Below are 25,431 nucleotides of genomic sequence, written 5' to 3'. Positions count from 1 at the left end.
TACATGGCGATCGTCGAGATCCAGGCTTGTACGGCGGCCCACGCCGGCTCTCGGCACCTACGCTGCCAGATTCCGATCAGATAAGGCTCGGTCGCCGCATCCATGCGGCTCACGCCCCCGCAACCGGACCCTCCCCGCCTTCGACAGATTTCTGCTGCTGTTGGTAGGTGTCGACCTTGGTCGACACGGTAGATCCACGCCATGCGTGGATGAAAGCTGTCAGATATCGATAGTCGAATTGGGGTCAGAGCCCGTTGCGCAGCAACGGGATCCGACCCCGTGCCGTTCCGGCAGCTCGCGGAAATCTGTCGAAGGCGGGGTGGGTCCGGTTGCGGGAGTGTCCGCGGCATGGATGCCGCGGCCAAGCCCCCAGGGATGGGTTCACGGCGTCTCCCGCAACTGGACCCACCCCGCCCTCCCACGGATAGCATGCTTTTGCCGTTGCCGTTGCCGTTGCTCCAAGCAGGTGCAGGGCGCAGCCCTGCAAAGAAAAACCTACCCTCAGCCGTCGCCCTGGATGCCGCCGGGTGCCTGCGCCGGATCACGCCAGCGGCGCACCGTGCGCTGGAAGAACAGGTTGTTCGGCAGCTGCAGCACGGTGCCCTCGTGGCCGTCGCCGGATTCCTGCAGCGTGGTGTAGATCAGGTTCACGTCGATCACCCGCCCCTTCAGGCCCGGCTTCTCGCCGTTCTCCAGCACCTCGATGTAGTCATGCAGACGGAACGGGCGCGTGGTGAAGATCAGCAGCGTGCAGAAGATGTTGGAGAGCACGCTCCAGGCTGCGAAGAAGGCCACTGCGCCCACGGCCGCGAAGCCGGTGAATGCGGTCCATAGCACTGAAGGCTTCGCGCCGAGCAGGCTGAGGATGTACAGCAGGGCGCTGAAATAGACCACGAAACTGGTGATCCGGCGTGCGCCCATCACCATTTCCGGCGGCAGCGTGTAGTGCTCGGCGAAGCGCCGGATCAGGCGGCGGGCGAGCACCCGCAGCAGCCAGGCAACCAGCAGCACCAGCACGATCTGCAGGGCGACGCCCGCGTAGTTCAGCCACGGGTGGCTCCAGGCCGGCAGGTGATCCTTCAGCGACAACATCATGGGGGCGACGACAGGTGGCAATAACGGCCTTCGATGTTACCCGGCGCGTGCAGTGGATTCGACCGCCGGGGTCCAGGCCAGGCAGATCAGTTCCTGGCGGTGCTGCTGCAGGCAGGCGCGGCCGTTGTCTGGACGCAGCTGCAAGGACAGGCCCAATGCCTGCAGCAGTACGCAGGCGGTGATCACCAGCAGGGCGGCGCAGGATGGGCTGGACATGGCAGGACTCCTGGACGGCAGATTCGCGAAGGACCTTCCATGGATGCAGCAGCCGTCGAAAAGGTTGCATGGCATCGGCCGTTGATCGGCTCTAAACCTTTTTCCGGGTCGCCGCATCCAAGGGATATGCTCGACACCACCATGCCCGCGCCGCCTGCCGCCAACGACGCCGTCGACGAACCCGCTCTGGTGCGGGCGGCCGCCGCCGGCGACACCGCTGCCTATGAACTGCTGTACCGGCGTCACGCGCCCCGGGTATTCGCTGTGCTGTGGCGGCTGTGTGGCGGCCAGCAGGCACGCGCCGAGGACGCGCTGCAGGAAGCGTTCCTGCAGGCATGGAAGGCGCTGCCGGGCTTCCGTTTCGAGAGCAGTTTGTCGACCTGGCTGCATCGCCTGGGCGTCAACGCCGCGCTGATGGAACTGCGCGGGCGTGCCGGCGGGCAGGATCACGACAGCCTCGACGAAGTGGACGGAGGGTTGCAGGAACTGGCGGTACACGACGGCTGTGCCGGCACCGAACGCGACCTCGAACGGGCGCTGTCGACGCTGCCACCACGGGCACGTGCGGTACTGGTACTGCACGACATCGAAGGCTGGAAACACCAGGAGATCGCCGAGCAGCTGCAGATGGCCGTCGGCAGTTCCAAGGCACAGTTGCATCGTGCGCGTGGCTTGTTGCGCGCGCGGCTGGGAGACATGACATGAGTACGCACGACCACGATTCAGACCACGACCTGCTCGCTCGCCTGCGCGCGTTGCCCAGCGAGCGAGATGTTCCCGCCGATGGCTGGGCGCGCCTGTCGGCGCAGCTGCCGCCGCGCGAGCCGCAGGCGGCGCCTGTGCCGGCCGACAATGTGGTGACACTGCCAGCACGTTCGCGTCGGCGCTGGTGGTTGCCGGTGGGGGCGGCGTTGGCGGCCAGCCTGGCGCTGTACGCGGTGGCACCCTGGCGCCATGCGCAGCTCGAAGCGCCGGCGCCTTCGGCGTTGCAGCTGCAGGCTGCGGCAATGACCGAGCAGTACCAGCAGGCCGTTGCTTCGCTGCCCGATGGACGGGCGCCGGAATGGCAGCCGGCCCTGCACGAGCTGGATGAAAGCGCGGCGCAGATCCGTGCCGCCCTGGCGCAGGACCCGCGTGCGCCGCACCTGCTTGGCCAGCTCAAGCGCACCTATGCGCTGCGGCTGGAACTGACCCGGCAGGCGGCCTATGCCGCCGAGTCCGGCCTGACGACCTGAGGAGACCCCCATGACCCGAACCCTGATTTCCTGCTGTGTCGCGCTGCTGCTGGCCCCTGCTGTAGCGCTGGCCGACACCCGCATCGACGAGCGCCACACCTTGGCCGCGGGCGGTCGCATCGAGCTGAGCAACGTCGCCGGCAAGGTGACCGTGCGTGGTTGGGACCGCAATGACGTGCAGCTGACCGGCACGCTCAGCGACGGCCTGCAGCTGCGCCAGGAGAAAAGCGCCAACCGCGTGCGCTGGGAGATCGAATACCCGCGCCGCAGCAACAACGGCGGCGCGACGCTGGTGCTGAACGTGCCGCGCTCGGTGGAACTGTTGTTGAGCACGGTCAGCGCCAGCCAGGACATCAGCGGGATCGACGTGCGACGGCTGCAGGCCGACACGGTCAGCGGCAGCCTGAGCGCTGCTGGCCGCAGTGGCGACAGCAAGCTCAACACGGTCAGTGGCAGCGTCAGCGCACGCCTGCAGACGCCGAAGCTGGATGTGAACACCGTCAGTGGCCGGATCGAGGCCGGCGGCGGTGTGTCCGGTGATATCGGTGCGCAGACGGTGTCCGGACGGGTCGAGGTCGACGCCGGGCGCGTGCAGCGGCTGGCGGTGGAGACCGTCTCGGGCAGCATCGACCTGGCTGCAGCCGGATTGGCGCCCGGCGGCCGCATCAATGTCGAATCGGTCAGTGCGTCGGTCACGCTGAGCCTGCCGCGCACGGTGTCGGCACAGCTGTCGGTGAACAGCTTCAGCGGCTCGATCAACAGCGATGCCGGTCAGGTGGAGCGGCCGCGCTATGGGCCGGGCAGCCATCTCGATACACGTCTGGGCGGCGGTGATGGAGACATCCGCATCCAGTCGCATTCGGGCAGTGTGCGGGTGCGGCTGGACCGCTGAGCACGGTCCGGCAGGCCGCGGCGGCAGCGCCGCCGCGGTCGGAGCTGGGTCAGCTGGCTTTCTTCAGCGCCCAGGTGGTGCCGAGGACTTCGATCTTGCCACCGGCCTTGCGGAACGCTGCCAGGTCCGAAGCGATCGAATCGCTGCTGACCACGGTGCTGGCGGCCGCGCCCTTGCGTTCGCTGCGGATGCTGTTGCTGGCCTTCGCGGGGGTCTTTGCCTTGCGGGGCATGGTTGCTCCTGTCAGGTGGAAGGGGAGGAAAGCGCCCAGGCATCGGCCTGGCGCAGGTAGTCCTGCCGCTCGCGGCGGCAGTCATCGCCGCCCATCGAAAACTGGCGGCAGATCGCCGGGCGCTGCGAATAGATCGTGCAGCGCAGGTGATAGGGATCGATCGCCGCGCACCAGCCTTCCTCGTTGCGCGCCATCACGGCACGGCCGTGCGCGTCGCGCGAGAGGAACTGGCCGGGCACCTGGTCGCCGGGCTGCAGCAGCACGGGCAGCCGGCAACAGACCGCGTCACAACGGCGGCAGTCGATGGGTGCAGGTGTTGCGTCAGGTTGTAAGGCCTCAGGGGCCTGGCGGGTGCCCAAAGCGGGTCTCGATGGCGGCTCCGGTAGTACGCGGACCATGAACGAGCCAGGAAGGCATGGCCGCTAGGCCCGCAGGGCGGGCCGGGCTGCACGGTGGACACACCGGCGTGGCCGGTGGAAGGTGCAGCTGGGATCTAGCCGACCAAGAGTAACTTAGACCGCGTAACGTTTTGTTAATCCTGGCTGGCTGCCGCCAGCGCGAGGCCCTGGACCACGCCCAGCGAAGGTTCGCCGTGGACCATGCGGGCGCCCGGGAAGGCTTCGGCCACGGCCTGGCGCAGGTAGCCGGCACGGGACATGCCGCCGGTCAGGAACACCGCATCCGGGTCGCCACCGATGTCGCTGCGGACCTGGGCCAGCAGTTCGCGGATCTGCTCAAGGTAGCCATGGGCGGCGGCGGCCAGGCCGTCGGCGCTGCTGTCGGCATGCAGATCGCGGGCGATGTAGTCCAGCGTGCTGCGGTGCTCGCTGGCAGCGCTCAGGGCGATCTTGGCGCGTTCGACATCGCGGTACAGGCGGGCGGTATTGCCGGTGTCCTGCAGCGCCTGCAGGCGGTCGCCCCACGGTGCGTCCACATGGTCGTACTTGTGCAGGCGGAACTCGCGCTGGCGGGTCATGTCCTGCACGGTGGCCGCTTCCACATAGTGGTGGGCCGGCACGCGGGTGATGCCGCGGCCGAACAGCGGCATGTAGCTGGACAGGCTCAGCGCCAGGTCGATGTCGGTACCGCCGCGGGCGATACCCCAGGCACGGTGGATGCACGGGGCATCGTCGCCGCCGACTTCGGCATGCGCGATATCGGTGGTGCCGCCGCCGATGTCGACGATCACCGCCTGGTGCCGCTCGCGGCTTTCGGCGTGGTAGTGCATGGCCGCCGCGGCGGGCTCTTCGAGGAAATCGATCTGGTCGAAGCCGGCCTGGGTGGCGGCCTCGCGCAGGATGTCCAGCGCCTGGTCGTTGCCGGCCGCGCCGATCGAGCTGCGGAACTGCACCGGGCGCCCGAGCAGGGCCGAGCGCAGCGGTTGGCCAAGCTGGGCGCTGGCGGTCAGGCGGATGTGTTCGAGGATGTGCGCGGCGATGCCGGTGATGGTCTGCTTGGCGCGTGGGTGCAGGTTGTAGCCGAGCATCGACTTCGGGCTCTGCACCAGGTTGCCTTCGTGTTCCTCGAAATAGGCTTCCAGCGCTTCGTCGCCGTAGACCGCGTTCTGCAGCAGGTCGCTGGCGCTGCGTTCCTGGCCGGCGCGGGCCTCCATCCATTCACGGCGCAGGGCGCGCAGGGCTTCACGGCGCAGCGCCTGCGGCGTGCGTTCCTGGCCGGCGGCACGGGCTGCCCGCGCGGCGCTGTCGATCATCTGCTGCAGCTGGTGTTCCTGGCCGTCATCGAGCTGGAAGTCGTCCGGGTCGGGCACCACGCCAGGGAAGTACACGCTGGTGCGGAACTGCTCGGCGTCGCCGAAACGGATCGGCAGCAGCTTCCCCTCATGCACGATGGCGGCGGCGGAGTTGCTGGTACCGAAGTCGATGCCGAGGCGCATGGGGAGTTCCGGGGGCGGTCAGGGGCCGCGCACTCTGCTGCAGTTCGCCGCCGACTGCAAGTTCCAGCATCACGGCAGCTCCAGCTGTGGTCATGGCGGCGGCCGGGCGCCTGCCAGGGAACTGGGGCCCCGGACCGGGCGGTTACAATGGCCGCTGTTGATTCACTTTGAGGTACTTGCCGATGTCGTCCGTTCCCGCCTGCCCGCAGTGCACCCTGGAAAACACCTATGCCGATGGCGCGCTGTGGATCTGCGCCGATTGCGGTTTCGAATGGACCGCCGAGGAAAGCGCCGGTTCGACCCTGGTCGTGCGTGACAGCAACGGCAATACCCTGCAGGCCGGCGACACCGTCACCGTGATCAAGGACCTGAAGGTGAAGGGGTCTTCGATCCCGCTCAAGCAGGGCACCGTGATCCGAAACATCCGGCTGGTCGAGGATGATGCCGAGCACATCGAAGGCAACTCGGACAAGATCAAGGGCCTGGTCCTGAAGACCTGCTTCCTCAAGAAGGCCTGATCAGTCTCAGCGCCTGGCCTGCTGCTGCGCGCGCCAGCGGGCCAGGCTGTCCAGCTTGGCCTGGTAGCGTGCCTGCTCCGGTGCACCGCCCAGAAGCTGCGCGCGGGTCAGTTCACGGTCGGCGCGCTCGAGCTGGCCGGACAGGAAATACACGCGCGCCAGCCCGAAGTGGAACTGGTGCGCGGTGTCATAGAGGCGCACGGCCTGCCGGTAATAGCGGATGGCTTCGGCCAGCCTTCCGGCCTGCTCGGCCTGCGTGCCGAGCATGTACTGCGCGAACGGGTCCTCACGCTGCACCGACTTCAAGCGTCGCTCCAGGGCCTTGGCCTGCGCATCCAGCCCAAGCCGCCGATACAACGCGCTGGCATTGGTCAGCGCCGCATCCTGGCGGCCGTCCAGGCGCAGGGCGCGGTCCAGTGCCTGCCGCGCCGCATCTGTGTTGCCCTCACGGTTGTCGAGCACGCCCAGGTTGTTCCAGACCGAGGGGAACGCGCGGTCCTGCACGACCGCGGCATCGAAGAACGCGCGGGCGCCAACGAGGTCTCCATCGGCCATGCGTTCGGCACCACGATTGTTGTAGAAGTGGGCCAGTGCACGCGCGCGGCTGACCGGCTGCGGGCCATGGCGGTCGTAGAGCACGTTGCGATCGAGGTCGACCGTGGCGTAACGCCCCGCGATCTCCACGCCCGCGTTGACGTGGCCCACGCTGTAGACTACACCGGCGTCCTGGTCCTGGTACCAGGACACGACCTGGCCGACTTCCTGCACGCGGGCCTGGATGCCAGCCTCGCGCGCCAGTGCCACGAACATCAGCGTGAAGGCAAGGCAGTTGGCGCGGCGCTGCTGCCAGACTTCGCCCACGGTGTAGGTCGCGTTCGCGTCGTACTGCAGGTCCAGTCCCTGGCGGCCGAAGATCATTTCCACCAGCGCCTGCAGCCGCTGCTCGCGCGATGAGCTGCGGTCCATCACCTGCGCCTGCAGCATCGCGCGCATTGCGGGAGGAATCGCGAAGACCTGTTCCGGCGAGGGAATCTCCACCGGGGTGATGCTTCCGATGGGCGGGATTGCATCGGTGCGCGGGTGGTCCTGTGCGCAGAGTGGCGCGGCCATCAAGGCGGCCAGGGCCAGGACGAAGATGCGGGCGGCAGGGCGGTACATGACAGTTCCCGGCAGCGGCGGGCGCTCCCGCCTGCAGCGAGTGTAGACCCGGCGGCGCCGCGCCGCAGTGACCGTTGGTCGGCGCGTGGCCGGCACGGCGTTTCATCCACAACCGATGTGGACCAGCGCTCGACAAAGCTGTGGACAACCGCGTCCAGGCCTCACCGGGCAAGCGTTGTGAGTGCGTGGTGAAAAAACAACCAGCTTGCCGCAGGGCAGCGCAGGCGGGATGATCCGGGTATGGATTTCTCTCCGCTGACGCTGGCTCCAGCGCAGTGGCAGGCGCTGCAGGACAGCTACGCAACGCCGCCCCGCGCCTATCACCACTTCGGACACGTACGCGCGGTGCTGCAGCACTGCCAGGACGTGGCTGACGGCCCGGGCTGGCAGGGGCCCGCCGAGGTGTACCTGGCCGTGCTCTACCACGACGCGATCTATGTGGCGGGGCGCAAGGACAACGAAGCGCGTTCGGCGGCGCTGGCCCTGCAGGCGATCGCACGGGCCCCGGAACTGGCCGGCGTCGACGCCGCGCGGGTCGAGCAGTTGATCCTGCTGACCGCCCGCCATGGCGATTTGGGCCCGGACGACGTTGATGCCGAGGCGGCGCTGTTCCTGGACTGCGACATGGCGATCCTGGCCGCGCCCGAGCCGGTGTTCGCCGCTTACGATCGTGGCGTGGCCGAAGAGTACAAGGGGGTCGTGCCGGGCTTCCTGTACCGCGCCGGGCGTCGCCGTTTCCTGCAGGGGCTGCTGCGTGCGCCGCGCATCTTCCTCAGCGACTTCTTCCACCAGCGCCTGGACGCGGCCGCGCGGGAAAACCTGCGCCGGCAGCTGGCCCGCTGAGCCGGCCCGGTACACTGGAGCCTGCTTCCACCGATTGTCGCTTCCGACTGTGTCCGTCCCTGATCCCGATCCCCGCCCGCTGCCCCCCGAAGAGCCCGGTCCCAACGAGTGCTGTGGCAGCGGCTGTCCGCTGTGCGTGCTGGATCTGTATGCCGATGAGCTGCAGCGCTATCGCAAGGCGCTGGCCGAATGGAAGGCACGGCATCCGGAGGCAACGCCATGAGCCGTGCACGCCCGGCGGCAGTGCTGGCACTGGTGGCGTTGCTGCTGTTCGTCGCCACCGCGCTGTGGACCCAGTTCGCACGCAGCGATCTGGACTGGGTGCGGGCCACGCTCAGCCTCTACCTGCACGGGCCGTGGGGGTTGGCGCTGCGCGCTGCGTACTGCCTGCTGGCGTTGGCCATCGCGGTTCTCGGCATAGCGCTGTATCGCGGCAGCATCGGCCCGCGGCGCAGTGCGGCGGCGCCGCTGTTGTTCACTGTCTCTGCACTGGGGCTGGCGACGGTCGCCATCGGTGACAGCTGGCTGCCTGAAGCGACTCCGCTGCTTGCACCATTCATCCATGGGTTGGCGGCCAACACCGCGTTCCTGTGTGCCAGCGTGGGCATGCTGCTGCAGGCCTGGTACCTGCGCCGTGAACCGGGCTGGCAATCCGCCGCGGGCCTGCTCTGGGGCTGGGCCTGGCTGGCGTTCGTACTGCTGTGGCTGCATGTGTTGTGGCGCGCCGGCCCGCCGCGCGGGCTGGGCCAGAAGGCCGTGATCGTCGTGATCGTTGGCTGGCTGTTGTACCTGGCGCTGGCGCTGTACCGGCGCAGCCGCCGTACCGCGGCCCACTGAATCCCCAACGGCCTGCGCCGGTACGTGCCGTGCACGCGGCGGCGGCGTATCGTGTGCGCATTCCATCGGGGATGCGATATGAAGCGTGCAGGGCTGGGCAGGGCAATGGGTGTGGTTCTGGCGCTGGCAGCGCTGCCGGCAATGGCGGCGGCCAACGTGCAGCAGTTCAGCCACGGGCGGTTCGAGCAGATTCCGGTGCACATGCCGGCCGGTACGCCGCAGCGGGTGGTGATCTGGTTCCATGAACCCACCGCCGGTGGTGATACCAGCCGCCTTCCGATCGAGGCCCTGCGTGCCGATGGCGCGATGGTCGCTGCCGTGGACATCGCGCACCTGCGCAGCGTGCTCAAGCGCGAGGGTGATCCGACCTGTTCGTTCGGTTCCGGCGACGTCGAGAACTTCTCGCGCTGGTTGCAGGCCTCCCTGCATCTGCCCGGCTACCACCTGCCGCTGGTCGGTGGTGATGGCGAAGGCGCCGAGATGGCCTACACGCTGGCCGCACAGGCCGACACCCAGGTGTTCGCTGGCCTGCTGACCACCGGCTTCTGCCCGGACCACAGCCACGAGCGCATGGTCTGCGGCGACGGTGTGAAGCACAACAAGCTGCAGCCTGCCGAGTTGAATTTTCCGTGGCTGAGCGCCGCCGGCGACCATGGCTGCAAGGTTGGCGAGGCCAGCCGCTTCGTGCAGCAGGTGGCGATGGCACGCGAGTTCAAGCGCACCGCACGCGGCGATGCTTCACCGGGCCTGGTGGCGGCGGCGCGGGTGATGGGCGCGCAGGTGGGCGTCAGCCTGGCACCGCCTCCGGCCGCGCTGAAGGGCCTGCCCGTGGTGGAGGTACCCGCTGCCGGTAATGGCGACACGCTGGCCGTGTTCGTTTCCGGCGATGGCGGCTGGGCCGGCCTGGACAAGGACGTGGCATCGTCGCTCAACGAGCATGGCGTGGCCGTGGTCGGCATCGACTCGCTGCGCTACTTCTGGAGCGAGCGCACGCCGAAGGGCTTCGCCACTGACCTGCAGAAGATCATCGATCACTACCGCCAGCAGTGGCATCGCGACAAGGTGATGCTGATCGGTTTCTCGCAGGGCGCCGACGTGCTGCCGGCCACCATCAACCAGCTTGATGCCGGCACCCGTGACACGCTGGACCGCATCGTGCTGCTGTCGGTGGGCAAGAAGGCTGACTTCGAATTCCATGTCAGCAACTGGCTGGGTGGCGGCGGCGACGGCCTGCCGATCGCGCCGGAAGTGGCGAAGCTGCCGGCGGCGAAGACCCTCTGCGTGTATGGCGACAAGGATGACGATGCGCTGTGCCCGGACCTGCCGGCCAACGACGGCGTGCAGAAGGTGAAGCTGCCGGGCGACCATCACTTCAATGGCGATTACGACCGCCTGGCCGAAGTGATCCTCAAGGGCGGCGCGTAAAGCGGAGGGCGTGCGAACCAACGGTTCGCACCCACCAGAGCGAGTTGGTAGTGCTGGGGGCTGGGGACGCCGTGGAATGAGCGTGTCGACCAAGGTCGACACCTACCGTGCAGTTGGTAGCGCCGGGCCATGCCCGGCGACATGCGGCGCGTCAGTTCCGCCGCGGGTCCAGCGAGATCAGCCGCGTGGCATCCAGCAGCGCCGCCGGCAGGTGCATGCCGCCCGGCGCGGCCAGATAGCGCGGCCGCCACTGCGGGTCGAACTTCGACTTGAACCGGCGCAGGCCACTGAATCCATAGAAGCGTTCGCCATGCCGCGCCAGCAGGCCCGCCAGCCGGTTCCAGCGCCCAGCCAGGCGGTGCTGGGCCAGCCCGGACAGCGGCGCCATGCCCAGCGAGAACCGCGCATAGCCCTGTGCACGGCCCCACAGGAACAGCTCGATGAACAGGAAGTCCATCGTGCCCTTCGGTGCCTCGTTGACGTGGCGCATGAGGTCCACCGACAGCTCGGCACCGGCCGGTGCCTGCCACAGGTTGGCGAATGCCACGATCTGGCCCTCGGCTTCGACCAGTGCCACCGGGAAGCGCGCCAGGTAATCCGGATCGTAGCTGCCCAGCGAGAAACCCTTCTCGTCGCCGGCCTTGTCTTCCAGCCACGCGTTTGAGATTGCGTGCAGGCGCGGAAGCAGGCTGGGAACCTCTTCCACCGGTGCCACGCGGAACGACAGGCCGCCGCGCTTGCCGCGGTTCCAGGCCTGGCGCAGGTCGGCGCGTTCGCGGCCTTCCAGGCCGAAGTCGTGCAGTGGCACGATCGCTTCTTCGCCCAGCTTGACCAGGCCCAGGCCAAGGTCGAGATAGGTCTGCCAGTAGGTCTCGCCGATCTGGTAGAACACGGGGCGCAGACCGAGCCGGTCGGCTTCCTCGCGGAAGCGCCAGATCAGCGCGCGCGCGACCTCGGGCGGGCCGACCGGATCGCCCATCGCGATCAGCGATCCGCCGTAGCGCTGCATCATCACGAAGCCCTGCTTCGCGTCATCGCGCAGCACCGCCTTGTCGGCGGTCAGCACCAGGCAGGCCTGGGTGTCGGTGGCACCGGCCAGGACCGGAGCCAGTGACTGCAACGTGGCTTCGTCGGCCGGTGGCAGCGGGCTGCGGGTGCTGTGCAGCAGCCGCGCCAGGCCGAACATCACCAGTGCAATGGCCACCACCAGCAGGGCGCGCAGTGCACGCGGTGCGTTGCCGGATATCGCAAACTGCCACCACAGCTCGTTCTGGTATTCGACATGGCTGTAGGTGAAGAACAACAGCCAGGTGACCGCCACCAGCACCAGGCCGAGGTTGCGCAGCCATGGCCACGACCATGCTTCATCCAGCAGCGCGCCCTGGCGATAGAACTCGCGACGCGCGGCCCACAGCGCCATCGCCACCAGCAGGGCGGAGACCGCGATCAACGGTTGGCCACCGCGCAGCCACAGTGGCAACGGGGTGATCACGCACACGGCCATCGCCAGCATCCACGCGGCATGGCTGCGCCGGGCCAGGCCCTGGCCGATCAGCAACAGGGCGACGCCGCTGAGGCTGCCGATCAGATGGGACGTTTCCAGGATCGGCAGTGATGCGTTGACCAGGTGGCGGCGCGGCGTGGGCAAGGTGCCATCGATGACCAGTGCAGCACCGATGCTGAACACCGCCAGCGCGATGATCTGCGGAAGCCACGGCCGCAATGCGTTCCAGCCGGCACGGGTTGCCCCGGCACTGGCCTGCAGCGGTTGCCGCAGCGCCGGCGCCAGCGCGAGCAGGGTGGCCAGCAGCAGCGGCAGCACGTAGTAAGTGACGCGGTAGATCAACGCCGCAGCCAGCACCGCAGCTGGTGCGACCTGTGGCAGCAGCTTCAGCAGACTCCATTCGAACACGCCGAGGCCGGCGGGCACGGTCGAAACCAGTCCGGCCAGCACCGCGACCAGGTACAGGCCAACGAAGCCGGGCAGGCCGGTCGGCGTCGAGTCCGGCAGCAACACATAGAACGCGGCGCTGGCCAGCACCAGTTCGATCACGCTGAGCACGGTGACGCCGATCATGGTGCGGCGGTCGGGCAGCCACAGCGCATGGCCGAACACGCTGAACTGACGCCCATCGCGGCCGACCAGCAGCAGGGTGGCCGCATAGGCCACTAGCGCGACGATGCCGACCACGCGCACCGCATCCGGGTCCAGTGGCAGCGCAAGTGCCGCCGCCGCCGGTTCCATGCACAGCGCCACGCTGATCAGCAGCCAAGCGCCGAACACGAAGCCGAGCGTGCTCATCAGCACGACCTGGCCGATCTGCGCCAGGTCCAGGCCGGCGGTGCGGTAGCCGCGCAGGCGCACCGCACCGCCGGTCAGCGCGGCAAAGCCCACGGTCTGGCCGAGCGTGTGCGCCAGGAACGCCGTAATGCCGATGCGCGCCGGATGCACGCGGATGCCGCTGCGGCGCAGGCCGATGGCATCAAAACCGATCAGGCAGGCATAGCTGGCCAGGCCCAGCACGACAGTAAGCGCGATCTGCGTGCCACTGAGCTGGTGGAAGGCATGGCGGATGGCGCGGTAGCCGTTCTCATCGAACTCGTTGGCCAGGCCGTGCAGCGCCAGCGCAAGGATCAGCAGCGGGACGACGATGGTGAGGACCCGCTTCCATGCCGGGGTAGAGGGAGCGGTGGCGGGGTCGGTGGTTTCGGTCATCGGCGCAAGCGTGCGTCAGGGAGGGCGAGGGCGGTGTCAATGCAGCCGTGGCGCATCGTGCGCCTGTCGCTGGCATTTGACCAGCGTCGCTGTCGGAAGCCGGTAGTGACCGTGCGTGGACGGCTGCCCTGCACCCATTGTTGACCGGTTTGGAGGACAATGCAGGCCTGATCACCCGCAGGAGCCACGCCCATGATGGAGCGTTACGACGTCGGACCGCGCATGTCCGAAATGACCGTGTACAACAAGGTCGCCTACCTCTCCGGCCAGATTCCGGAAGACACCAGCCAGGACATCACCGGGCAGACCCGGCAGGTGCTGGCGGAGATCGACAAGCTGCTGGCGCTGGTGGCCAGTGATCGCCAGCATGTGCTGCGCGCCGAAGTGTTCCTGGCCGACATGGCCGACTTCGACGGCATGAACAAGGCATGGGATGAGTGGGTGGTGGAAGGTGCGACCCCGGCGCGCGCCACGGTCGAGGCCAAGCTGGCCCACGCCGAGTGGAAGGTCGAGATCGTAGTGACGGCAGCGGTGCCGTAACCGTCTTGCGGGGTCAGATCCCTTTTCCTCCGGAAAAGGGATCTGACCCCAGCTGCACGGGCAGCATCTCGATGCAGTCCACCGGACACGGCGGGATGCACAGCTCGCAGCCGGTGCACAGGTCGGCGATCACCGTGTGCATGTACTTGGCGCCGCCGACGATGGCGTCCACCGGGCAGGCCTGGATGCACTTGGTACAGCCGATGCAGTCGGCTTCCACGATCAAGGCCACCTGCGGCGCCTTGTGCTGGCCGCGCGAGCGATCGAACGGAATCGCCGGGACACCCAGTACCTGTGCCAGCGCACGTGCACCGGCATCGCCACCCGGTGGGCAGCGGTCCACGCCTGCCTCGCCACGCGCCATCGCCTGCGCATACGGGCGGCAACCGTCGTAGCCGCATTGCCCGCATTGGGTCTGCGGCAGCAGGCGGTCGAGGCGTTCGGTCAGGGGCGGGATCAGGCTCATGCGTGGCGAAGGCTGCGCGTTGTGTTACTTCAGGGGTTTGCCGCGGAACCAGCGCTCGTGGGCCAGCGCCAGCATCGGCTTGTCTTCGGAACTGTCACCGTAGGCATGGATGCGCACGCAACGCGACAGATCGAACTGGCGACGGATGTGCTCGACCTTGCGTGGGCCGCAGTCGCCACCGGCATAGCGGCCGGTCAGGCGGCCGTCCTGGCTTTCCAGCCGGTTGCAGATCAACTGCAGGCCCAGCTGCTCGCACCACGGCCGCAGGTACAGGTCCAGCGAGCCGGACACGATCACCACGGTGTGCTGCTGTTCCTTGTGCCAGCGGATCTGCTCCAGCATTTCCGGGCGCACCACGTCGGGCAGGAACTCGCGCGAGAAGCCGGCGGCCAGGGTGGCGATGTCGTCACTGTGGCGGTCGCTGAAGGTCAGGCGGGTGACGCGCGCGCGGATGCGTTCGGCCGAGATCAGCTTCAGCTTGTACGCGAGCAGCCACGGGCCGACCTTCCACCACGCCTGCGCCAGTTGTTCGGCGGTGGCCACGCGGCGCAGGAAACGGCCGTAGGTATCGCAGGTGGTCACGGTGTGGTCGAAGTCGAACAGCGCCAGTTCCATTCCGTTGCCTCCCATCGCGTTGCCCCGTGGCCGGTGCCGCCGGCGGGCGTGGCCGCAACCACGCCCGCTGCAGGCATCAGCGGACCGGCATGCCCGGCTGTGCGCCGCTGTCGGCGTCCAGCAGCGCCAGCGCGCCACCGTCGAAACCGGCCGACAGGATCATGCCTTCGCTCAGGCCGAAGCGCATCTTGCGCGGGGCCAGGTTGGCGATGAACACCACGCTGCGGCCGACCAGCTTCTCCGGCTCGCCGTAGCTGGCACGGATACCCGAGAAGATCTGGCGCTTGCCCAGTTCACCGGCATCCAGTTCGAAGCGCAGCAGCTTGTCCGAACCGTCCACGAACTCGCAGACCAGCACCTTGCCGATGCGCAGGTCGAGCTTGGCGAAATCGTCGATGCCGATGTAGGCCGGGGCGTCGGCGCTCCTGGTTTCTTCCTTGGCCGGTGCCGGTGCGGCCGGCTTGACCGCTTCGGTCTTGGCGGCGGGGGCGGCGGCAGCGGCCGGCTGCAGGGTGTCCTTGGAGGCGTCGATCATGGCGTCAATCTTCTTCGGGTCGATACGGGTGAACAGCGGGGTGTAGTCGGTGATGCGGTGGCCCAGCAGCGGCTGCGCCAGCTCGGTCCAGTCGCTGACCGGCGCGGTCAGGAAGGCCTCGGCCTGTGCGGCGGTGGCCGGCAGCACCGGCTTCAGGGCGGTGACCAGCACGCGGAACAGGTTCAGGCCCTGGCTGCACACGGCCTGCAGCTGCGCGTCGGCGCCTTCCTGCTTGGCGATCACCCACGGCTTGACGTCGTCGATGTAGCGGTTGGCTTCGTCGGCCAGGGTCATGGTCAGGCGGATCGCCGCGGCCGGGTCGTTGCGCTCGTAGGCTTCACGGATCGGCGCCAGGCCGTCGACGAAGCGCTGGTACTGCGCCGCATCGGGCAGCTGCGCGGCCAGCTGGCCATCGAAGCGCTTGCTGATAAAGCCGGCGCAGCGGCTGGCCAGGTTGACGAACTTGCCGACCAGGTCGGCGTTGACGCGGGCGATGAAGTCACCCAGGTTCAGGTCGAGATCGTCGACGCCACCGCCGGACTTGGCCGCGTAGTAGTAACGCAGCGCTTCCGGTTCCAGCCCGGCGTCGAGGAAGGTGCGCGCCATCACGAAGGTGCCGCGCGACTTGCTCATCTTGGCGCCGTCCACGGTCAGGTAGCCGTTGACGTGCAGGCGGGTCGGCGCGCGGTGGCCGGTGCCGTGCAGCACCGCCGGCCAGAACAGGCCGTGGAAGTTGACGATGTCCTTGCCGATGAAGTGGTGCAGCTCGGTGCTGGTACCGGCGCGCAGGTGCGCCTCGAAGTCCTCGCCGAGCCTGCCGCACAGGGTCTGGAAGCTGGACAGGTAGCCGATCGGCGCGTCCAGCCAGACGTAGAAATACTTGCCCGGCTGGCCGGGAATCTGGAAGCCGAAGTACGGCGCATCGCGCGAGATGTCCCACGCGCGCAGGCCACCTTCGGCATTGAGCCATTCACCGAGCTTGGCCTTCACGCCCGGCAGGGCGACGTCGCCGGCCAGCCATTCGCGCAGGAACGCGTCGAAGTGGCCCACCTCGAAGAAGAAGTGCTCCGAATCGCGCATTTCCGGCGTCGCACCGGAGATCACCGAACGCGGCTCCTTCAGGTCGGTCGGTGCATAGGTGGCGCCGCACACTTCGCAGTTGTCGCCGTACTGGTCGGGGCTGCCGCAGTTCGGGCAGATGCCCTTGACGTAGCGGTCGGGCAGGAACATGCCCTTGGCCGGGTCGTAGAACTGCGCCACCGAACGACGGCTGATGTGGCCGGCCGCTTCCAGCTTCAGGTAGAACTGCTCGGTCAGCGCCTTGTTGGCCGCCGAATTGGTCGAGTCGTAATGGTCGAAGGCGACGCCGAACGCGGCGAAGTCACGTTCGTGGCTGGCCTGGATGTTGGCGATGAAGGTTTCCGGGGTGACCCCGGCCTTTTCCGCAGCCAGCATGATCGGCGTGCCATGGGTGTCGTCGGCGCAGACGAACCAGGCCTTGCCGCCGCTCATTCGCCGTGCACGCACCCAGATGTCGGCCTGGATGTAGCCGACCAGGTGGCCCAGGTGCAGCGGGCCGTTGGCGTAGGGCAGGGCGGTGGTGACGAGGGCGGTACGGGTCATGGTCGCGGGGTGAAGCCGAGGGGAACCGCAGAGTATCGCATGCCCGCAACGAGGTGACCCGGCCGGGGCCGGGTCACGGGGATGGAGCGGGGGCCAGGACGCTTATTCGCGCTGCCAGGTCTGCGCGCGGCAGATGAAGGCGATGCAGCCGGACACGTCAAGCCTGGTGCCGCCGGGCTGCAGTTCCATCTTCGACTTGTAGGTCTTGCCATTGGCCGGATCGAGGATGGTGCCGCCGGACCACTTGTTGGCGCCGTCGGCCTTCAGGTTCCAGAGGATGGTCATGCCCTTCACCGGCTTGTTCTTGTTGGCACCTTCACAGCCGTCACAGACCGGGTTCGGGCCCTTGTCCGAGTGCAGGATGTCGACCACCTTGCCGGTCAGGGTGCCGTTGGCGGCCTGGGTGATCTCGACGATCGACTTCACCTTGCCGGTCTTGTCGTCGATGGTCTTCCAGCGGCCGGCGGCACCATCGGCGGCCTGCGCCGAGAGCGCGGCCAGGCACAGCGGCAATGCCAGCAGCAGGGTCTTGAAGGTCTTGCGCATGGTCCCCTCCCAGGGTTCATTCCGGCACGATGCCGGTACGGGTCGACTGTATACCCATTCGGCGGGGTATGGGGAAGAGGGGCGTTGGCCGGGTTGCACCCGGCACCCGCAGAGGCGAAGGCAACAGCAACAGCCAGCATTCCGCGGGATGGCGGGGTGGGTCCGGTTGCGGGGGACGCCGTGAACCCGTCCCTGGGGGCTTGGCCGCGGCATCCATGCCGCGGACACCCCCGCAACCGGACCCATCCCGCCTTCGACAGTTTCCGGAGATCTGTCGGAATGGCACGGCCTCTCTTGGTGGGTGTCGACCTTGGTCGACACGTAGATCCATGCCGCGCGTGGATGGCGTTTCCGGTGGCGGCGATGGGGTCAGATCCCTTTTCCGACGGAAAAGGGATCTGACCCCGAGGGGCATCAACCGGCTTCGTACAGCTCCAGCGGCAGGCCGTCGGGGTCGGCGAAGAAGGTGAAGCGGGCGCCGGTGTATTCATCCACGCGGATCGGTTCGCAGTCCACGCCGTGGCTGGCCAGGCGTTCGATGAACGGCTCCAGCGCAGCGACCCGGAACGCGAGGTGGCGCAGGCCCTGGGCTTCGGGGCGGCTGGGCCGGGGCGGCGGCGCGGGGAAGGAGAACAATTCCAGCTGGCTACCATCGGGCAGCGCGAGGTCCAGCTTCCAGGAGTCGCGCGCGGCGCGGTGGTTCTCGGCCAGTACGCGCAGGCCGAGGATCCGCACGTAGAAGTCTTTCGAACGCGCGTAGTCGCTGCAGATCAGTGCGGCGTGGTGGATGCCCAGCAGGGCGTCGGAAGCGGCAGTCATTGCAGGGTGTCCAGCCAGCGCTGGGCAATCTTCAGCGCCAGCGGATAGGGTTCGGGGTCGTTGCGGTTGGTCAGCACGATCACGGTCAGGTGCTTTTCCGGGTGGCGCACGATCACGTTGCGGAAGCCGATGCTCTCGCCGCTGTGCCATTGCGCCGGACCGTTCAGGCGCCAGCCGAAACCGTAATGCGGCACGTCCGGTTCCGATGTGGTCGTGGCCGGGCTGAACATCGCGCGGCGCGAAGCCTTCGACAGCAGGCGGTCGTCATACAGCGCGGCGTCCCAGCGGGCGAGATCGTCCAGCGAGGAATAGATGCCACCATCGCCGAGCACGGCGCTGGTGGTGCTCTGGTCGGTGCGCTGCCAGCGGCCGTCGATCCAGCTGTAGCCGTAGGCACGTGCTGGCACCGTATCGACACCGTCCTGATGGGCCACGGTGTGGGCCATGCCGAGCGGCGCGAAGATGCGCTGCTGCAGGAAGGTGGCGAAATCCTGGCCGGACGCGCGGCCCACGATCAGTGCCAGCAGTGCATAGCCGCTGTTGCTGTAGCGGTACTGCGTGCCCGGTGCGAAGTTCAGCCGGTCCTGGCGCGACAGCAGGGCCAGCACATCGGCATCGTGTACCTGCCGTGTGTCCGCCGGGTCCATCAGGTCTTCGTAGTCGAGCAGGCCGCTGGTGTGCGACAGCAGCTGGCGCAGGGTAATGGCCGCTGCGGCCTGCGGCAGTTCCGGAAGCCAGCGCCGCGCCGGCTGGTCCAGCCCGAGCCGGCCGTCTTCCACCAGCAGCAGCACCGCCGCAGCGGTGAACTGCTTGCTGACCGAGGCCAGCCGGAAGTTGCTGGCGGCGGTCACGGCAGTACCGTCTTCCACCACCGCCAGGCCATAGCCGCGACGGAACACCGGTTGCCCGTCGTGCAGTACCAGCACTGCGGCGCCGGGCACCTGGCCATCGTAGGCCTGCATCAGGCCGTCGATGCCGGCATCCGGTGGGGTCAGCACCGGTGCGGCGGAGGTGGCCAGCGGCAGCAGGCCCAGCACGACGGCGAACAGGACGACGGCAGGGCGCATGGCGGCTCCGGAAGGGTCAGGGGGAAGGTGTGGGTGTAGCGCTGGCCGGCTGCGCCATCCAGCGCTCCATCTTGCGGTCCAGCACGTCCAGCGGCATTGAGCCGTCCTTCAGCAGTTCGGCATGGAACCGGCGCAGATCGAAGGCTGCACCCTGGCGTGCCTTGGCCTTGTCACGCAGGGCAACGATGGTGGTCAGGCCAGCGACGTTCGACAGTGCCTGGCCGGGCTGGGCCATGATCCGCTCGACTTCAGCGTTGGCATCATCGCTGCTCATGTCCACCGTCTTCTGCAGGTAGGCCACGGCCTGCTGCTTGCTCCAGCCCTGTGCATTGACGCCGGTGTCGGCGACGACGCGCGCGGCGCGCAGCAGGCGTGAGTACAGGTAGCCGATACGGTCGTAGGGATCGGTGTAGACGCCGAGGTCTTCACCCAGCGTTTCGGCGTACAGACCCCAGCCTTCGACGAACGCAAGATCGCCACCGAGGCGACGGAAGCGCGGCAGCTTGGCCAGTTCCTGCTGCAGGCCCAGTTGCACGTGATGGCCGGGAATCGCTTCATGCAGGTACTGCACCGGCACGCTCCAGCGCTTGCGGCTGGGCAGGTCGCGGGTGTTGATGTACAGCACGCCCGGCTGCCCGGCCGGTGACGGCTGGTAAGCGGCCGCGGCGGCGGTCAGCGCACGTTCCGGTTCCACCGCACGCACTTCCAGTGTGGACTTCGGCAGCGTATCGAGCACTTGTGGCAGGCGCGCATTGACCTGCTGCTGCACCTGGCGGTAGCGGCTGATCAGCGCATTGGCATCGCTGTACTGGAACTGGCGATCGTTGCGCATGCTGCGCAGCAGCTTGGTCGGCGTGCCGCGCAGCTTGGCGTCCTTCATCACCGTGGCGATCTGTGCCTGCAGTTCCTGCACGCGTTGCTCGCCCAGCGCGTGCAGCTGCGCGGCGGTCTGGTCGCTGGCGGTGGTCTGCACGATCAGGTTGGCGTACCAGGCCTGGCCGTCGGGCAGCGCGCCCATGCCGCTGCTGGCGCGGGTGGCCGGCAGGTACTCGGTGGCGATGAAGCCGCGCAGCGCGCGGTAGGCCGGCATGATGCGCAGCTCGATCATGCGCTTGTATTCGGCGCTGATGCGCGCCTTGTCTTCGGCTGCAATCGTGTTCGGCATGGTGCGGATCGGCGACCAGAAGATGCTCTCTTCAGCGGTCGGCTTGATCACCGCATCCAGCTGCGGCAGCACCTTTTCCATCAGGTCGCGCGGCTGCACCACGCCGGCCTTCATGCCCTGGCGCATGTTGTCGATGGCCTGGTCGAACAATTCGGGAATGCCGAGCGAGCGGCGCGACCAGGTGTCGTAGTCCTGCACGGTGTTGAACGGCTGCGCGCCGGCGCCGGAGCCGAGGATCGCCATGATGCTGCCGATGTTGTAGTACTGGCTGATCGGCATCATCCAGCTTGGGTAACGCTCGGCAGCCAGCGAGGCGCGCGCGTCACGTACGAAGATCTCGTAGCTGAGCAGGTCCTGGCCCTGCAGGCCGTCGCTGCCGAGTTTTTCGACCTTGCCCAGCCACTGCGTGGTGAAGTCGTGCGACTGCTGGCGCCAGGTGGCGGACAGGATGTTGGGCAGCTGGTCGTTGTAGCGCGGTTCGCCCTGGAACGTGGCCTGCAGCGGGTTCAACCGCATCGAGGCATCCCAGTACTCGTCATACAGGCGCTCCAGCTGTACCTGCTTGGGCACGGCACGGGCCGGTGCGACCGGACGCGGCGCAGCGCGGCGCGCCGAACTGCCACGGGCCGGTGCGGTGGCCCGGGCGGGCCTGGCCTTGGGCTTGGCGGCCTGGCGGGTCTGCGCAGCGGCAGGGCGGCTGGCCTTCTTCTTCGCTGCTTCGGCCGGCGGCACGGCACTGAACAGGAACAACGCAGCAATGGCAGCGGCCAGGACGCGGGGGGAATACGGCATCAAGAAGCTTCCGTGGAACACAGACCGTGGAGCTTGCACGATCCGCGCGCGTACGGCCAGCGTGAAGGCGCAGTCAGCTTGGTGGCGCTGGGGCTTCAGTCAGCCGCGGCGGCGGCACGCAATGCCGCCGCGCGATCGGCGCCCAGGTAGCGGGTGATCGCACGCCGCATCAGGTACAGCAACGGAATCAGGGCGATCGCAAAGCCCATCTTGTACACGTAGTTGACGCTGGCGACCGCAAGGAACAGCGAGGTTGGCCAGTGCTGCGGGCCCAGCACGAAGGCGATCCAGATCACCACGAAGCTGTCCACCACCTGCGAGACTGCGGTGGAACCGGTCGCGCGCAGCCACACATGGCGTTCGCCGGTGGCCTGGCGGATGCGATGGAACACCGCCACGTCGATCAGCTGGCCCAGCAGGAATGCCACCAGCGAACCGGCAATGGTCCACATGCCCTGGCCGAACACGGCTGCGAATGCGGCCTGGTAATCGGGCACGCCGTGGCCGTCCATCGAGGTGACCCACCAGCTGGCCGGCGCCAGCGAAATGGCGGCGAAAGCGAACAGGAAACCGTAGCCGATCAGCACCACCGCCAGCCACGAGATGAAGCGCACGCCGCGCTTGCCGAAGAACTCGTTGATGGTGTCGGTCATGATGAACACCACCGGCCACAGCAGCGTACCGGCAGTGAAACTGAGCGAGCCGGTCTGGCCGAACAGGTTCCAGTTCAGCGGATCGATGCCGAGGGTATCTTCCAGCGCGAAGATCTTCACGCCGATCAGCTCGGCCAGCACCGCATTGCCGCAGAAGAACGCGGCCAGCACGATGAACAGCAGCACCGCTCGGTCCTGCAGCGGGCGCTCGATCGGCGCTGCGGTCATTCGTCGCGTTCGCCGGCGCGGGTGAACGGCACGCTGGACGGTGCGACGGCGCCGCCGGAAATGATGAAGCTCATCGCCTGGTCAACGGTCCAGTCGGTGGGCGTCAGCAGCTCCACCGGCACGATTTCCAGGTAGCCCGAGGTCGGGTTCGGCGTGGTCGGCACATACACCGCGGCCAGCTCACGGTCGGTGCCGTGTTCCTTGATCACGCGGGTGACCAGACCGACCGACTTCATGTCGCGGTGCGGGAAGTCGATCAGCACCACGCGCTGGGTGCTGCCCGGCTCGGTCTGCAGCATGTCCAGCAGTTTCTTGGCGCTGTCGTAGATGATGCTGGCCAGCGGGATGCGCTTGATCACCGCGCCGACCCAGCGCAGCAGGCGCTGGCCCAGCACGCGGCGGCTGGCCACGCCCACCGCCAGGATCACCAGCAGGGTGGCCAGCAGGGCGATGGTGTCCTGGATCCACTCGGCGCGGACCCAGCCCAGATAGTGCGGGAAGCTGGTTGCGATCTGTTCGGACAGCGGCACCACCAGCGGGCTGGAGATGCCCGACAGCAGTACGAACACGAACTTGACCACGACCCAGGTCAGCCAGATCGGCAGCAGGGTCAGCAGGCCGGTCAGGAACAGGCGCTGCAGGGAGGGGCGGGGGACCAGGGCGGGGGCTTCGAGCGACATATGCGCATTGTAGCGGTCACTGCCGGTCGATTACGCTGGTGGATCGACTGCGGCAACGAGCCATGGAAGGGAAGCTGTGTTGAAGATTCTGCGCGGACTGGGATGGACCCTGGCGGGCCTGCTGGTGCTGGCCATCGTGGTGTGGTGCGCCTCACGCATGTGGCCGGTGCCGGAATCGCGGTTGCAGGCGCAGCAACGGCTGGAAGCGCGGCTGCCGGCGGGCGGGCGCAATGGCTATCCGCTGTTGTGGACACTGGCTTTTGACGACCTGGATGCCGGCCAGCGCGAGCAGGCGTTGGCCGAGGATGTGCGGCGCTGGGACGCCGACCCGCACGGTAGCAGTGTTGCCCACCCTCATCAGGCCGCCGGCCACGAAGGATTGCGCTCACGGGCGGCCGCCGGTTGCGGGCCGGCTGCCCGCGATTGCCTGGCCCAGGTACGCGCCGACCCGCAGCGCTTCGTCGACGCCCATGCGGGCCATCGCCAGTTGCATGCGCGGTTGGATGCGCTGGCCGACGCGGACCACTTCGTGTCGCCGTTCCAGCCGAAGCGGGAGGGCATCCTGGTGCCGATGCCGACCTACGGGCTGGTGGTCGATGCCACCAGCGCACGCGCGCTGGCGTTCGTACAGGGCGACATCGACGGTGCGCTGCGCGGCAGCTGCCGGGGAGTGCAGCTGGGCCGGCGGCTGGTGCCCGGTGGCAGCTATCTGGTCGACAGCATCATCGGCGCCAGCCTGGTGCAGGCCAATGCGCAGCTGCTGGCCGACATGCTGGTCGAACTGCCTGCCGATTACCCGCTGCCGGCCGAATGCGAACAGGCCATGCAGCCGATGCGGGCCGACGAGCAGAGCCTGTGCCGTGCGATGCAGGGCGAGTATGCGATGAACCAGGTGGCGATCGAGACCTCGGCGCGGGAATTCGGCGGCGTGCTGGTGCTGGACCGCAGCAGCACCCTGGCCCGTGCGGCCGGCAATCTCGGCTGGGCCTGTGGCGCGACGGCGACCGCTGCGCTGGAGGCGGACCGTCCGTTGCCGGTACCGGCGCCGCCGCAGCGTGACTTTGGTTGCCTGTCGAACCTCATGGGTTGCCTGTTGACCGACATTGCGGGTCCGGTCTATCCGGCCTATTCGTCGCGCCCCCAGGACGCGGCGGCGATGCTGCGCCTGCTGGGCGCACAGCGCTGGCTGCGGCAGCAGCCGGGGGATCCGGTGGATGCCCTGCAGCGGTTGCCGGCGCAGTTCGCCTCGCCGGTGCGGGCGCCGCAGGTGTCGGCGGATGGCCGCCATCTGCAGGTGCCACGCCGCTCGCCGTCCCGCAGCAACGACGAAAGCCCGTGGCTGTCGGTGCCGTTGGTGGCCGGCGCCGGCTCAGCGTCGGCTGCCCGCGACTGAGCCGCGGGTCAGTCGTCGCCGGCCTGCGGATCGAACGCCCAGCCATCACCAACGGTCTGCAGCGTCCAGCGGCGGCTGCCGCGCAGTGGCTGCCAGCGCACGCTTTCCTTGTCGTCCTCGATGCTGCCCTCGGTATGCTTCACCTTGCGCGTGGAAAAATTCACGCTCACCGAGGTGGCCTGTCCTGAATTGCGCATCACCGAGTTCTGGTCGTAGCCGATCAGCGCGAAGGCATCGTCCTGCCAGCGGAAGGTGAAGGCGGTGGTACCCATCGACCAGCTTCCCGCGCTGGAGAAGGAAAACAGCGCCACCCTCAACGTGCCGCGCTGGATGCTGACACCGCCATCTTCAAGCGGGTCGCTCATCACCGGGTTGTCCGGGCGAGGAATCAGCTGGTGGTCCTGCACTGCCAGCACATAGCCGGCCGGGCGTGACCACGCCACGGCGAGAATGCGCGGGTTGCTGTCGTAAGGCGATGGGCCGAAGCCATCGTGCTCGATGACATTGCGCGGATCCTGCTGGCGCAGCACCAGCACCAGGTCCGCGCGGCCATCCCGGTCGAGATCGCCTTCGATGCTGGAATCCAGCGTCCAGCCCTCGGGTACGAAGCCGGCGGCAGTGGCAGCCTGGGCCGGCAGCGTCGGGTACTGCACCGGCGGCAGGTCGAGTGCATGGGCCGCGCACGGCAGGGTGCCCAGCAGTGCTGCAAGGGTGTAGGGACGCATCGGAGCCTCCATGGCAGGGGGCCAGAGGATAGCGCCTGTGCGGTGGATCAGCGCGCGTGCGGCTTCAGGCGCAGGTACACCTGCTTGCGGACCTGTGCGACCACCTCGCCGCTTTCATCCACCACGTCGTTGCTGAACCAGCGCAGCACCTTGTCGCCGCTGGCGGCCTCGGCGCGAAGTTCGTCCAGCAGCGCGTCGTCGATGCGGAATGATGTGCGTACGGTGCCACGGCCGGGCTTGAGGAAGTCGATGGCGCCTGCGCGGTCCCACACGTAGTAATCGCGGCCGAGGATGTGCAGCAGGCCGAGCATCCAGAACGGATCGGTCATCGCGAACAGGCTGCCACCGAAATGGGTGCCAACGTAGTTGCGGTTCCATGGCCGCAGGCGCAGCTCGACATCGATCTGCCGGTAGTCGGGAGTGATGCGGGTGACGTGGATGCCGGTGAACAGGAAGGGCGGCCAGAGGTTGATGCCGAAGCGGAACAGGCGGGCATTCATGCGGATCCGGGGACGCTGGGCGA

28 protein-coding genes are annotated in these 25,431 nt (G+C 67.9%); 10 read left to right on the top strand and 18 right to left on the bottom strand.

What is annotated here, in order from left to right; all coding sequences use genetic code 11:
- Positions 1-501: 501 nt before the first annotated feature.
- Both AC5P88_RS03810 and AC5P88_RS03805 read right to left on the bottom strand, forming a co-directional pair.
- Positions 502-1,095 (bottom strand): mechanosensitive ion channel domain-containing protein, encoded by a 594-nt coding sequence (locus tag AC5P88_RS03810; RefSeq protein WP_346477250.1) that lies wholly within the window; start codon positions 1,093-1,095, stop codon positions 502-504.
- Positions 1,096-1,131: 36 nt separating this feature from the next.
- Positions 1,132-1,311: a hypothetical protein gene (locus AC5P88_RS03805; RefSeq protein ID WP_106551099.1), complete on the bottom strand. Its 180-nt coding sequence runs from the start codon at positions 1,309-1,311 to the stop codon at positions 1,132-1,134.
- A 126-nt stretch (positions 1,312-1,437) separates the two neighbouring features.
- Here AC5P88_RS03805 and AC5P88_RS03800 point away from each other — a divergent pair, with 126 nt between their 5' ends.
- The 3 genes from AC5P88_RS03800 to AC5P88_RS03790 are packed head-to-tail and all read left to right on the top strand — an operon-like array spanning position 1,438 to position 3,438.
- Entirely contained in the window at positions 1,438-2,016 is a 579-nt protein-coding gene (locus AC5P88_RS03800) for an RNA polymerase sigma factor (protein WP_495224333.1), read from the top strand.
- Positions 2,013-2,546, top strand: a complete 534-nt coding sequence (locus AC5P88_RS03795; RefSeq protein ID WP_495224332.1) for a hypothetical protein — start codon at positions 2,013-2,015, stop codon at positions 2,544-2,546. The genes AC5P88_RS03800 and AC5P88_RS03795 overlap by 4 nt, the downstream gene beginning before the upstream one ends.
- A 10-nt stretch (positions 2,547-2,556) precedes the next feature.
- Positions 2,557-3,438, top strand: coding sequence for a DUF4097 family beta strand repeat-containing protein (locus tag AC5P88_RS03790; RefSeq protein WP_005414223.1), 882 nt, complete (start codon positions 2,557-2,559; stop codon positions 3,436-3,438).
- A gap of 49 nt (positions 3,439-3,487) precedes the next feature.
- Here AC5P88_RS03790 and AC5P88_RS03785 read toward each other — a convergent pair whose 3' ends face one another.
- From AC5P88_RS03785 to AC5P88_RS03775, 3 genes are all read right to left on the bottom strand, one after another.
- Entirely contained in the window at positions 3,488-3,670 is a 183-nt protein-coding gene (locus AC5P88_RS03785; protein WP_005410566.1) for a hypothetical protein, read from the bottom strand.
- Positions 3,671-3,681: 11 nt separating this feature from the next.
- Positions 3,682-3,975: a YkgJ family cysteine cluster protein gene (locus AC5P88_RS03780; protein WP_106551109.1), complete on the bottom strand. Its 294-nt coding sequence runs from the start codon at positions 3,973-3,975 to the stop codon at positions 3,682-3,684.
- 227 nt (positions 3,976-4,202) lie between these two features.
- Positions 4,203-5,564, bottom strand: a complete 1,362-nt coding sequence (locus tag AC5P88_RS03775) for an Hsp70 family protein (RefSeq protein ID WP_495224330.1) — start codon at positions 5,562-5,564, stop codon at positions 4,203-4,205.
- Between the two features lie 182 nt (positions 5,565-5,746).
- Here AC5P88_RS03775 and AC5P88_RS03770 point away from each other — a divergent pair, with 182 nt between their 5' ends.
- The gene (locus AC5P88_RS03770; RefSeq protein ID WP_005414225.1) at positions 5,747-6,082 is read left to right on the top strand and encodes a zinc ribbon domain-containing protein YjdM; all 336 of its coding nucleotides are present in this window, start codon (positions 5,747-5,749) and stop codon (positions 6,080-6,082) included.
- Between the two features lie 6 nt (positions 6,083-6,088).
- On the opposite strand, the gene AC5P88_RS03765 is transcribed toward AC5P88_RS03770, so the two are convergent.
- Positions 6,089-7,240 carry a tetratricopeptide repeat protein gene (locus AC5P88_RS03765; protein WP_495224329.1) on the bottom strand — a complete coding sequence of 384 codons (1,152 nt, stop codon included), beginning with the start codon at positions 7,238-7,240 and terminating at the stop codon, positions 6,089-6,091.
- A 240-nt stretch (positions 7,241-7,480) separates the two neighbouring features.
- Here AC5P88_RS03765 and AC5P88_RS03760 point away from each other — a divergent pair, with 240 nt between their 5' ends.
- The 4 genes from AC5P88_RS03760 to AC5P88_RS03745 all read left to right on the top strand — a co-directional run bounded on the left by AC5P88_RS03760 (position 7,481) and on the right by AC5P88_RS03745 (position 10,345).
- On the top strand, positions 7,481-8,083 hold the full coding sequence (locus AC5P88_RS03760) for an HD domain-containing protein (protein ID WP_099552096.1): 603 nt from the start codon (positions 7,481-7,483) through the stop codon (positions 8,081-8,083).
- Positions 8,084-8,132: 49 nt separating this feature from the next.
- Positions 8,133-8,306, top strand: a complete 174-nt coding sequence (locus tag AC5P88_RS03755) for an oxidoreductase-like domain-containing protein (protein ID WP_049402330.1) — start codon at positions 8,133-8,135, stop codon at positions 8,304-8,306.
- Positions 8,303-8,920 (top strand): DUF998 domain-containing protein, encoded by a 618-nt coding sequence (locus AC5P88_RS03750; protein ID WP_495224328.1) that lies wholly within the window; start codon positions 8,303-8,305, stop codon positions 8,918-8,920. The genes AC5P88_RS03755 and AC5P88_RS03750 overlap by 4 nt, the downstream gene beginning before the upstream one ends.
- Before the next feature lie 78 nt (positions 8,921-8,998).
- Complete coding sequence (locus AC5P88_RS03745; RefSeq protein WP_495224327.1) at positions 8,999-10,345, top strand: virulence factor family protein; 1,347 nt, start codon at positions 8,999-9,001, stop codon at positions 10,343-10,345.
- A gap of 151 nt (positions 10,346-10,496) precedes the next feature.
- Here AC5P88_RS03745 and mprF read toward each other — a convergent pair whose 3' ends face one another.
- On the bottom strand, positions 10,497-13,061 hold the full coding sequence (mprF, locus tag AC5P88_RS03740) for a bifunctional lysylphosphatidylglycerol flippase/synthetase MprF (protein ID WP_495224326.1): 2,565 nt from the start codon (positions 13,059-13,061) through the stop codon (positions 10,497-10,499).
- 192 nt (positions 13,062-13,253) lie between these two features.
- On the opposite strand from mprF, the gene AC5P88_RS03735 reads away from it, so the two are divergent.
- Positions 13,254-13,601: a RidA family protein gene (locus AC5P88_RS03735; protein ID WP_049426796.1), complete on the top strand. Its 348-nt coding sequence runs from the start codon at positions 13,254-13,256 to the stop codon at positions 13,599-13,601.
- Between the two features lie 13 nt (positions 13,602-13,614).
- On the opposite strand, the gene rnfB is transcribed toward AC5P88_RS03735, so the two are convergent.
- The 9 genes from rnfB to AC5P88_RS03690 all read right to left on the bottom strand — a co-directional run bounded on the left by rnfB (position 13,615) and on the right by AC5P88_RS03690 (position 22,790).
- A complete protein-coding gene (gene rnfB / locus AC5P88_RS03730; RefSeq protein WP_106551107.1) occupies positions 13,615-14,067 on the bottom strand; it encodes an Rnf electron transport complex subunit RnfB in 453 nt (150 codons plus the stop codon).
- A 24-nt stretch (positions 14,068-14,091) separates the two neighbouring features.
- The gene (locus AC5P88_RS03725; RefSeq protein WP_495224324.1) at positions 14,092-14,682 is read right to left on the bottom strand and encodes an HAD family hydrolase; all 591 of its coding nucleotides are present in this window, start codon (positions 14,680-14,682) and stop codon (positions 14,092-14,094) included.
- Between the two features lie 76 nt (positions 14,683-14,758).
- On the bottom strand, positions 14,759-16,840 hold the full coding sequence (metG, locus tag AC5P88_RS03720) for a methionine--tRNA ligase (RefSeq protein ID WP_495224323.1): 2,082 nt from the start codon (positions 16,838-16,840) through the stop codon (positions 14,759-14,761).
- A 102-nt stretch (positions 16,841-16,942) separates the two neighbouring features.
- The gene (locus AC5P88_RS03715; protein ID WP_049426799.1) at positions 16,943-17,386 is read right to left on the bottom strand and encodes a DUF2147 domain-containing protein; all 444 of its coding nucleotides are present in this window, start codon (positions 17,384-17,386) and stop codon (positions 16,943-16,945) included.
- Positions 17,387-17,800: 414 nt separating this feature from the next.
- A complete protein-coding gene (gene gloA2 / locus AC5P88_RS03710) occupies positions 17,801-18,205 on the bottom strand; it encodes an SMU1112c/YaeR family gloxylase I-like metalloprotein (protein WP_495224322.1) in 405 nt (134 codons plus the stop codon).
- Positions 18,202-19,272, bottom strand: a complete 1,071-nt coding sequence (locus tag AC5P88_RS03705; protein ID WP_495224321.1) for a serine hydrolase domain-containing protein — start codon at positions 19,270-19,272, stop codon at positions 18,202-18,204. Before AC5P88_RS03705 ends, gloA2 begins: the two co-directional genes overlap by 4 nt.
- A 16-nt stretch (positions 19,273-19,288) precedes the next feature.
- Positions 19,289-21,229: a DUF885 domain-containing protein gene (locus AC5P88_RS03700; protein ID WP_495224320.1), complete on the bottom strand. Its 1,941-nt coding sequence runs from the start codon at positions 21,227-21,229 to the stop codon at positions 19,289-19,291.
- 95 nt (positions 21,230-21,324) lie between these two features.
- The gene (locus AC5P88_RS03695) at positions 21,325-22,110 is read right to left on the bottom strand and encodes a queuosine precursor transporter (RefSeq protein ID WP_106550582.1); all 786 of its coding nucleotides are present in this window, start codon (positions 22,108-22,110) and stop codon (positions 21,325-21,327) included.
- Positions 22,107-22,790, bottom strand: coding sequence for a DUF502 domain-containing protein (locus AC5P88_RS03690; RefSeq protein ID WP_106550583.1), 684 nt, complete (start codon positions 22,788-22,790; stop codon positions 22,107-22,109). The genes AC5P88_RS03695 and AC5P88_RS03690 overlap by 4 nt, the downstream gene beginning before the upstream one ends.
- A 76-nt stretch (positions 22,791-22,866) precedes the next feature.
- Here AC5P88_RS03690 and AC5P88_RS03685 point away from each other — a divergent pair, with 76 nt between their 5' ends.
- Positions 22,867-24,183: a hypothetical protein gene (locus tag AC5P88_RS03685; protein WP_495224319.1), complete on the top strand. Its 1,317-nt coding sequence runs from the start codon at positions 22,867-22,869 to the stop codon at positions 24,181-24,183.
- Positions 24,184-24,191: 8 nt separating this feature from the next.
- Here AC5P88_RS03685 and AC5P88_RS03680 read toward each other — a convergent pair whose 3' ends face one another.
- Both AC5P88_RS03680 and AC5P88_RS03675 read right to left on the bottom strand, forming a co-directional pair.
- Complete coding sequence (locus tag AC5P88_RS03680; protein ID WP_495224317.1) at positions 24,192-24,908, bottom strand: hypothetical protein; 717 nt, start codon at positions 24,906-24,908, stop codon at positions 24,192-24,194.
- Between the two features lie 47 nt (positions 24,909-24,955).
- Positions 24,956-25,408, bottom strand: a complete 453-nt coding sequence (locus AC5P88_RS03675) for a DUF4442 domain-containing protein (RefSeq protein ID WP_049427725.1) — start codon at positions 25,406-25,408, stop codon at positions 24,956-24,958.
- Between the last annotated feature and the right edge of the window lie 23 nt (positions 25,409-25,431).

It is taken from the genome of Stenotrophomonas sp. YJH_SMC_8 (assembly GCF_059371315.1).
Note: the sequence above shows the minus strand (reverse complement) of the source record. Positions and strands in the feature narration are given on the sequence as shown.

Excerpts from the sequence above, each read along its gene's own strand:
- AC5P88_RS03810 (WP_346477250.1), bottom strand. The coding sequence starts at position 1,095 with ATGATGTTGTCGCTGAAGGATCACCTGCCGGCCTGGAGCCACCCGTGG.
- AC5P88_RS03805 (WP_106551099.1), bottom strand. The coding sequence starts at position 1,311 with ATGTCCAGCCCATCCTGCGCCGCCCTGCTGGTGATCACCGCCTGCGTA.
- AC5P88_RS03800 (WP_495224333.1), top strand. The coding sequence starts at position 1,438 with ATGCTCGACACCACCATGCCCGCGCCGCCTGCCGCCAACGACGCCGTC.
- AC5P88_RS03795 (WP_495224332.1), top strand. The coding sequence starts at position 2,013 with ATGAGTACGCACGACCACGATTCAGACCACGACCTGCTCGCTCGCCTG.
- AC5P88_RS03790 (WP_005414223.1), top strand. The coding sequence starts at position 2,557 with ATGACCCGAACCCTGATTTCCTGCTGTGTCGCGCTGCTGCTGGCCCCT.
- AC5P88_RS03785 (WP_005410566.1), bottom strand. The coding sequence starts at position 3,670 with ATGCCCCGCAAGGCAAAGACCCCCGCGAAGGCCAGCAACAGCATCCGC.
- AC5P88_RS03775 (WP_495224330.1), bottom strand. The coding sequence starts at position 5,564 with ATGCGCCTCGGCATCGACTTCGGTACCAGCAACTCCGCCGCCGCCATC.
- AC5P88_RS03770 (WP_005414225.1), top strand. The coding sequence starts at position 5,747 with ATGTCGTCCGTTCCCGCCTGCCCGCAGTGCACCCTGGAAAACACCTAT.
- AC5P88_RS03765 (WP_495224329.1), bottom strand. The coding sequence starts at position 7,240 with ATGTACCGCCCTGCCGCCCGCATCTTCGTCCTGGCCCTGGCCGCCTTG.
- AC5P88_RS03760 (WP_099552096.1), top strand. The coding sequence starts at position 7,481 with ATGGATTTCTCTCCGCTGACGCTGGCTCCAGCGCAGTGGCAGGCGCTG.
- AC5P88_RS03750 (WP_495224328.1), top strand. The coding sequence starts at position 8,303 with ATGAGCCGTGCACGCCCGGCGGCAGTGCTGGCACTGGTGGCGTTGCTG.
- AC5P88_RS03745 (WP_495224327.1), top strand. The coding sequence starts at position 8,999 with ATGAAGCGTGCAGGGCTGGGCAGGGCAATGGGTGTGGTTCTGGCGCTG.
- mprF (WP_495224326.1), bottom strand. The coding sequence starts at position 13,061 with ATGACCGAAACCACCGACCCCGCCACCGCTCCCTCTACCCCGGCATGG.
- AC5P88_RS03735 (WP_049426796.1), top strand. The coding sequence starts at position 13,254 with ATGATGGAGCGTTACGACGTCGGACCGCGCATGTCCGAAATGACCGTG.
- rnfB (WP_106551107.1), bottom strand. The coding sequence starts at position 14,067 with ATGAGCCTGATCCCGCCCCTGACCGAACGCCTCGACCGCCTGCTGCCG.
- AC5P88_RS03725 (WP_495224324.1), bottom strand. The coding sequence starts at position 14,682 with ATGGAACTGGCGCTGTTCGACTTCGACCACACCGTGACCACCTGCGAT.
- metG (WP_495224323.1), bottom strand. The coding sequence starts at position 16,840 with ATGACCCGTACCGCCCTCGTCACCACCGCCCTGCCCTACGCCAACGGC.
- AC5P88_RS03715 (WP_049426799.1), bottom strand. The coding sequence starts at position 17,386 with ATGCGCAAGACCTTCAAGACCCTGCTGCTGGCATTGCCGCTGTGCCTG.
- gloA2 (WP_495224322.1), bottom strand. The coding sequence starts at position 18,205 with ATGACTGCCGCTTCCGACGCCCTGCTGGGCATCCACCACGCCGCACTG.
- AC5P88_RS03705 (WP_495224321.1), bottom strand. The coding sequence starts at position 19,272 with ATGCGCCCTGCCGTCGTCCTGTTCGCCGTCGTGCTGGGCCTGCTGCCG.
- AC5P88_RS03700 (WP_495224320.1), bottom strand. The coding sequence starts at position 21,229 with ATGCCGTATTCCCCCCGCGTCCTGGCCGCTGCCATTGCTGCGTTGTTC.
- AC5P88_RS03695 (WP_106550582.1), bottom strand. The coding sequence starts at position 22,110 with ATGACCGCAGCGCCGATCGAGCGCCCGCTGCAGGACCGAGCGGTGCTG.
- AC5P88_RS03690 (WP_106550583.1), bottom strand. The coding sequence starts at position 22,790 with ATGTCGCTCGAAGCCCCCGCCCTGGTCCCCCGCCCCTCCCTGCAGCGC.
- AC5P88_RS03680 (WP_495224317.1), bottom strand. The coding sequence starts at position 24,908 with ATGCGTCCCTACACCCTTGCAGCACTGCTGGGCACCCTGCCGTGCGCG.
- AC5P88_RS03675 (WP_049427725.1), bottom strand. The coding sequence starts at position 25,408 with ATGAATGCCCGCCTGTTCCGCTTCGGCATCAACCTCTGGCCGCCCTTC.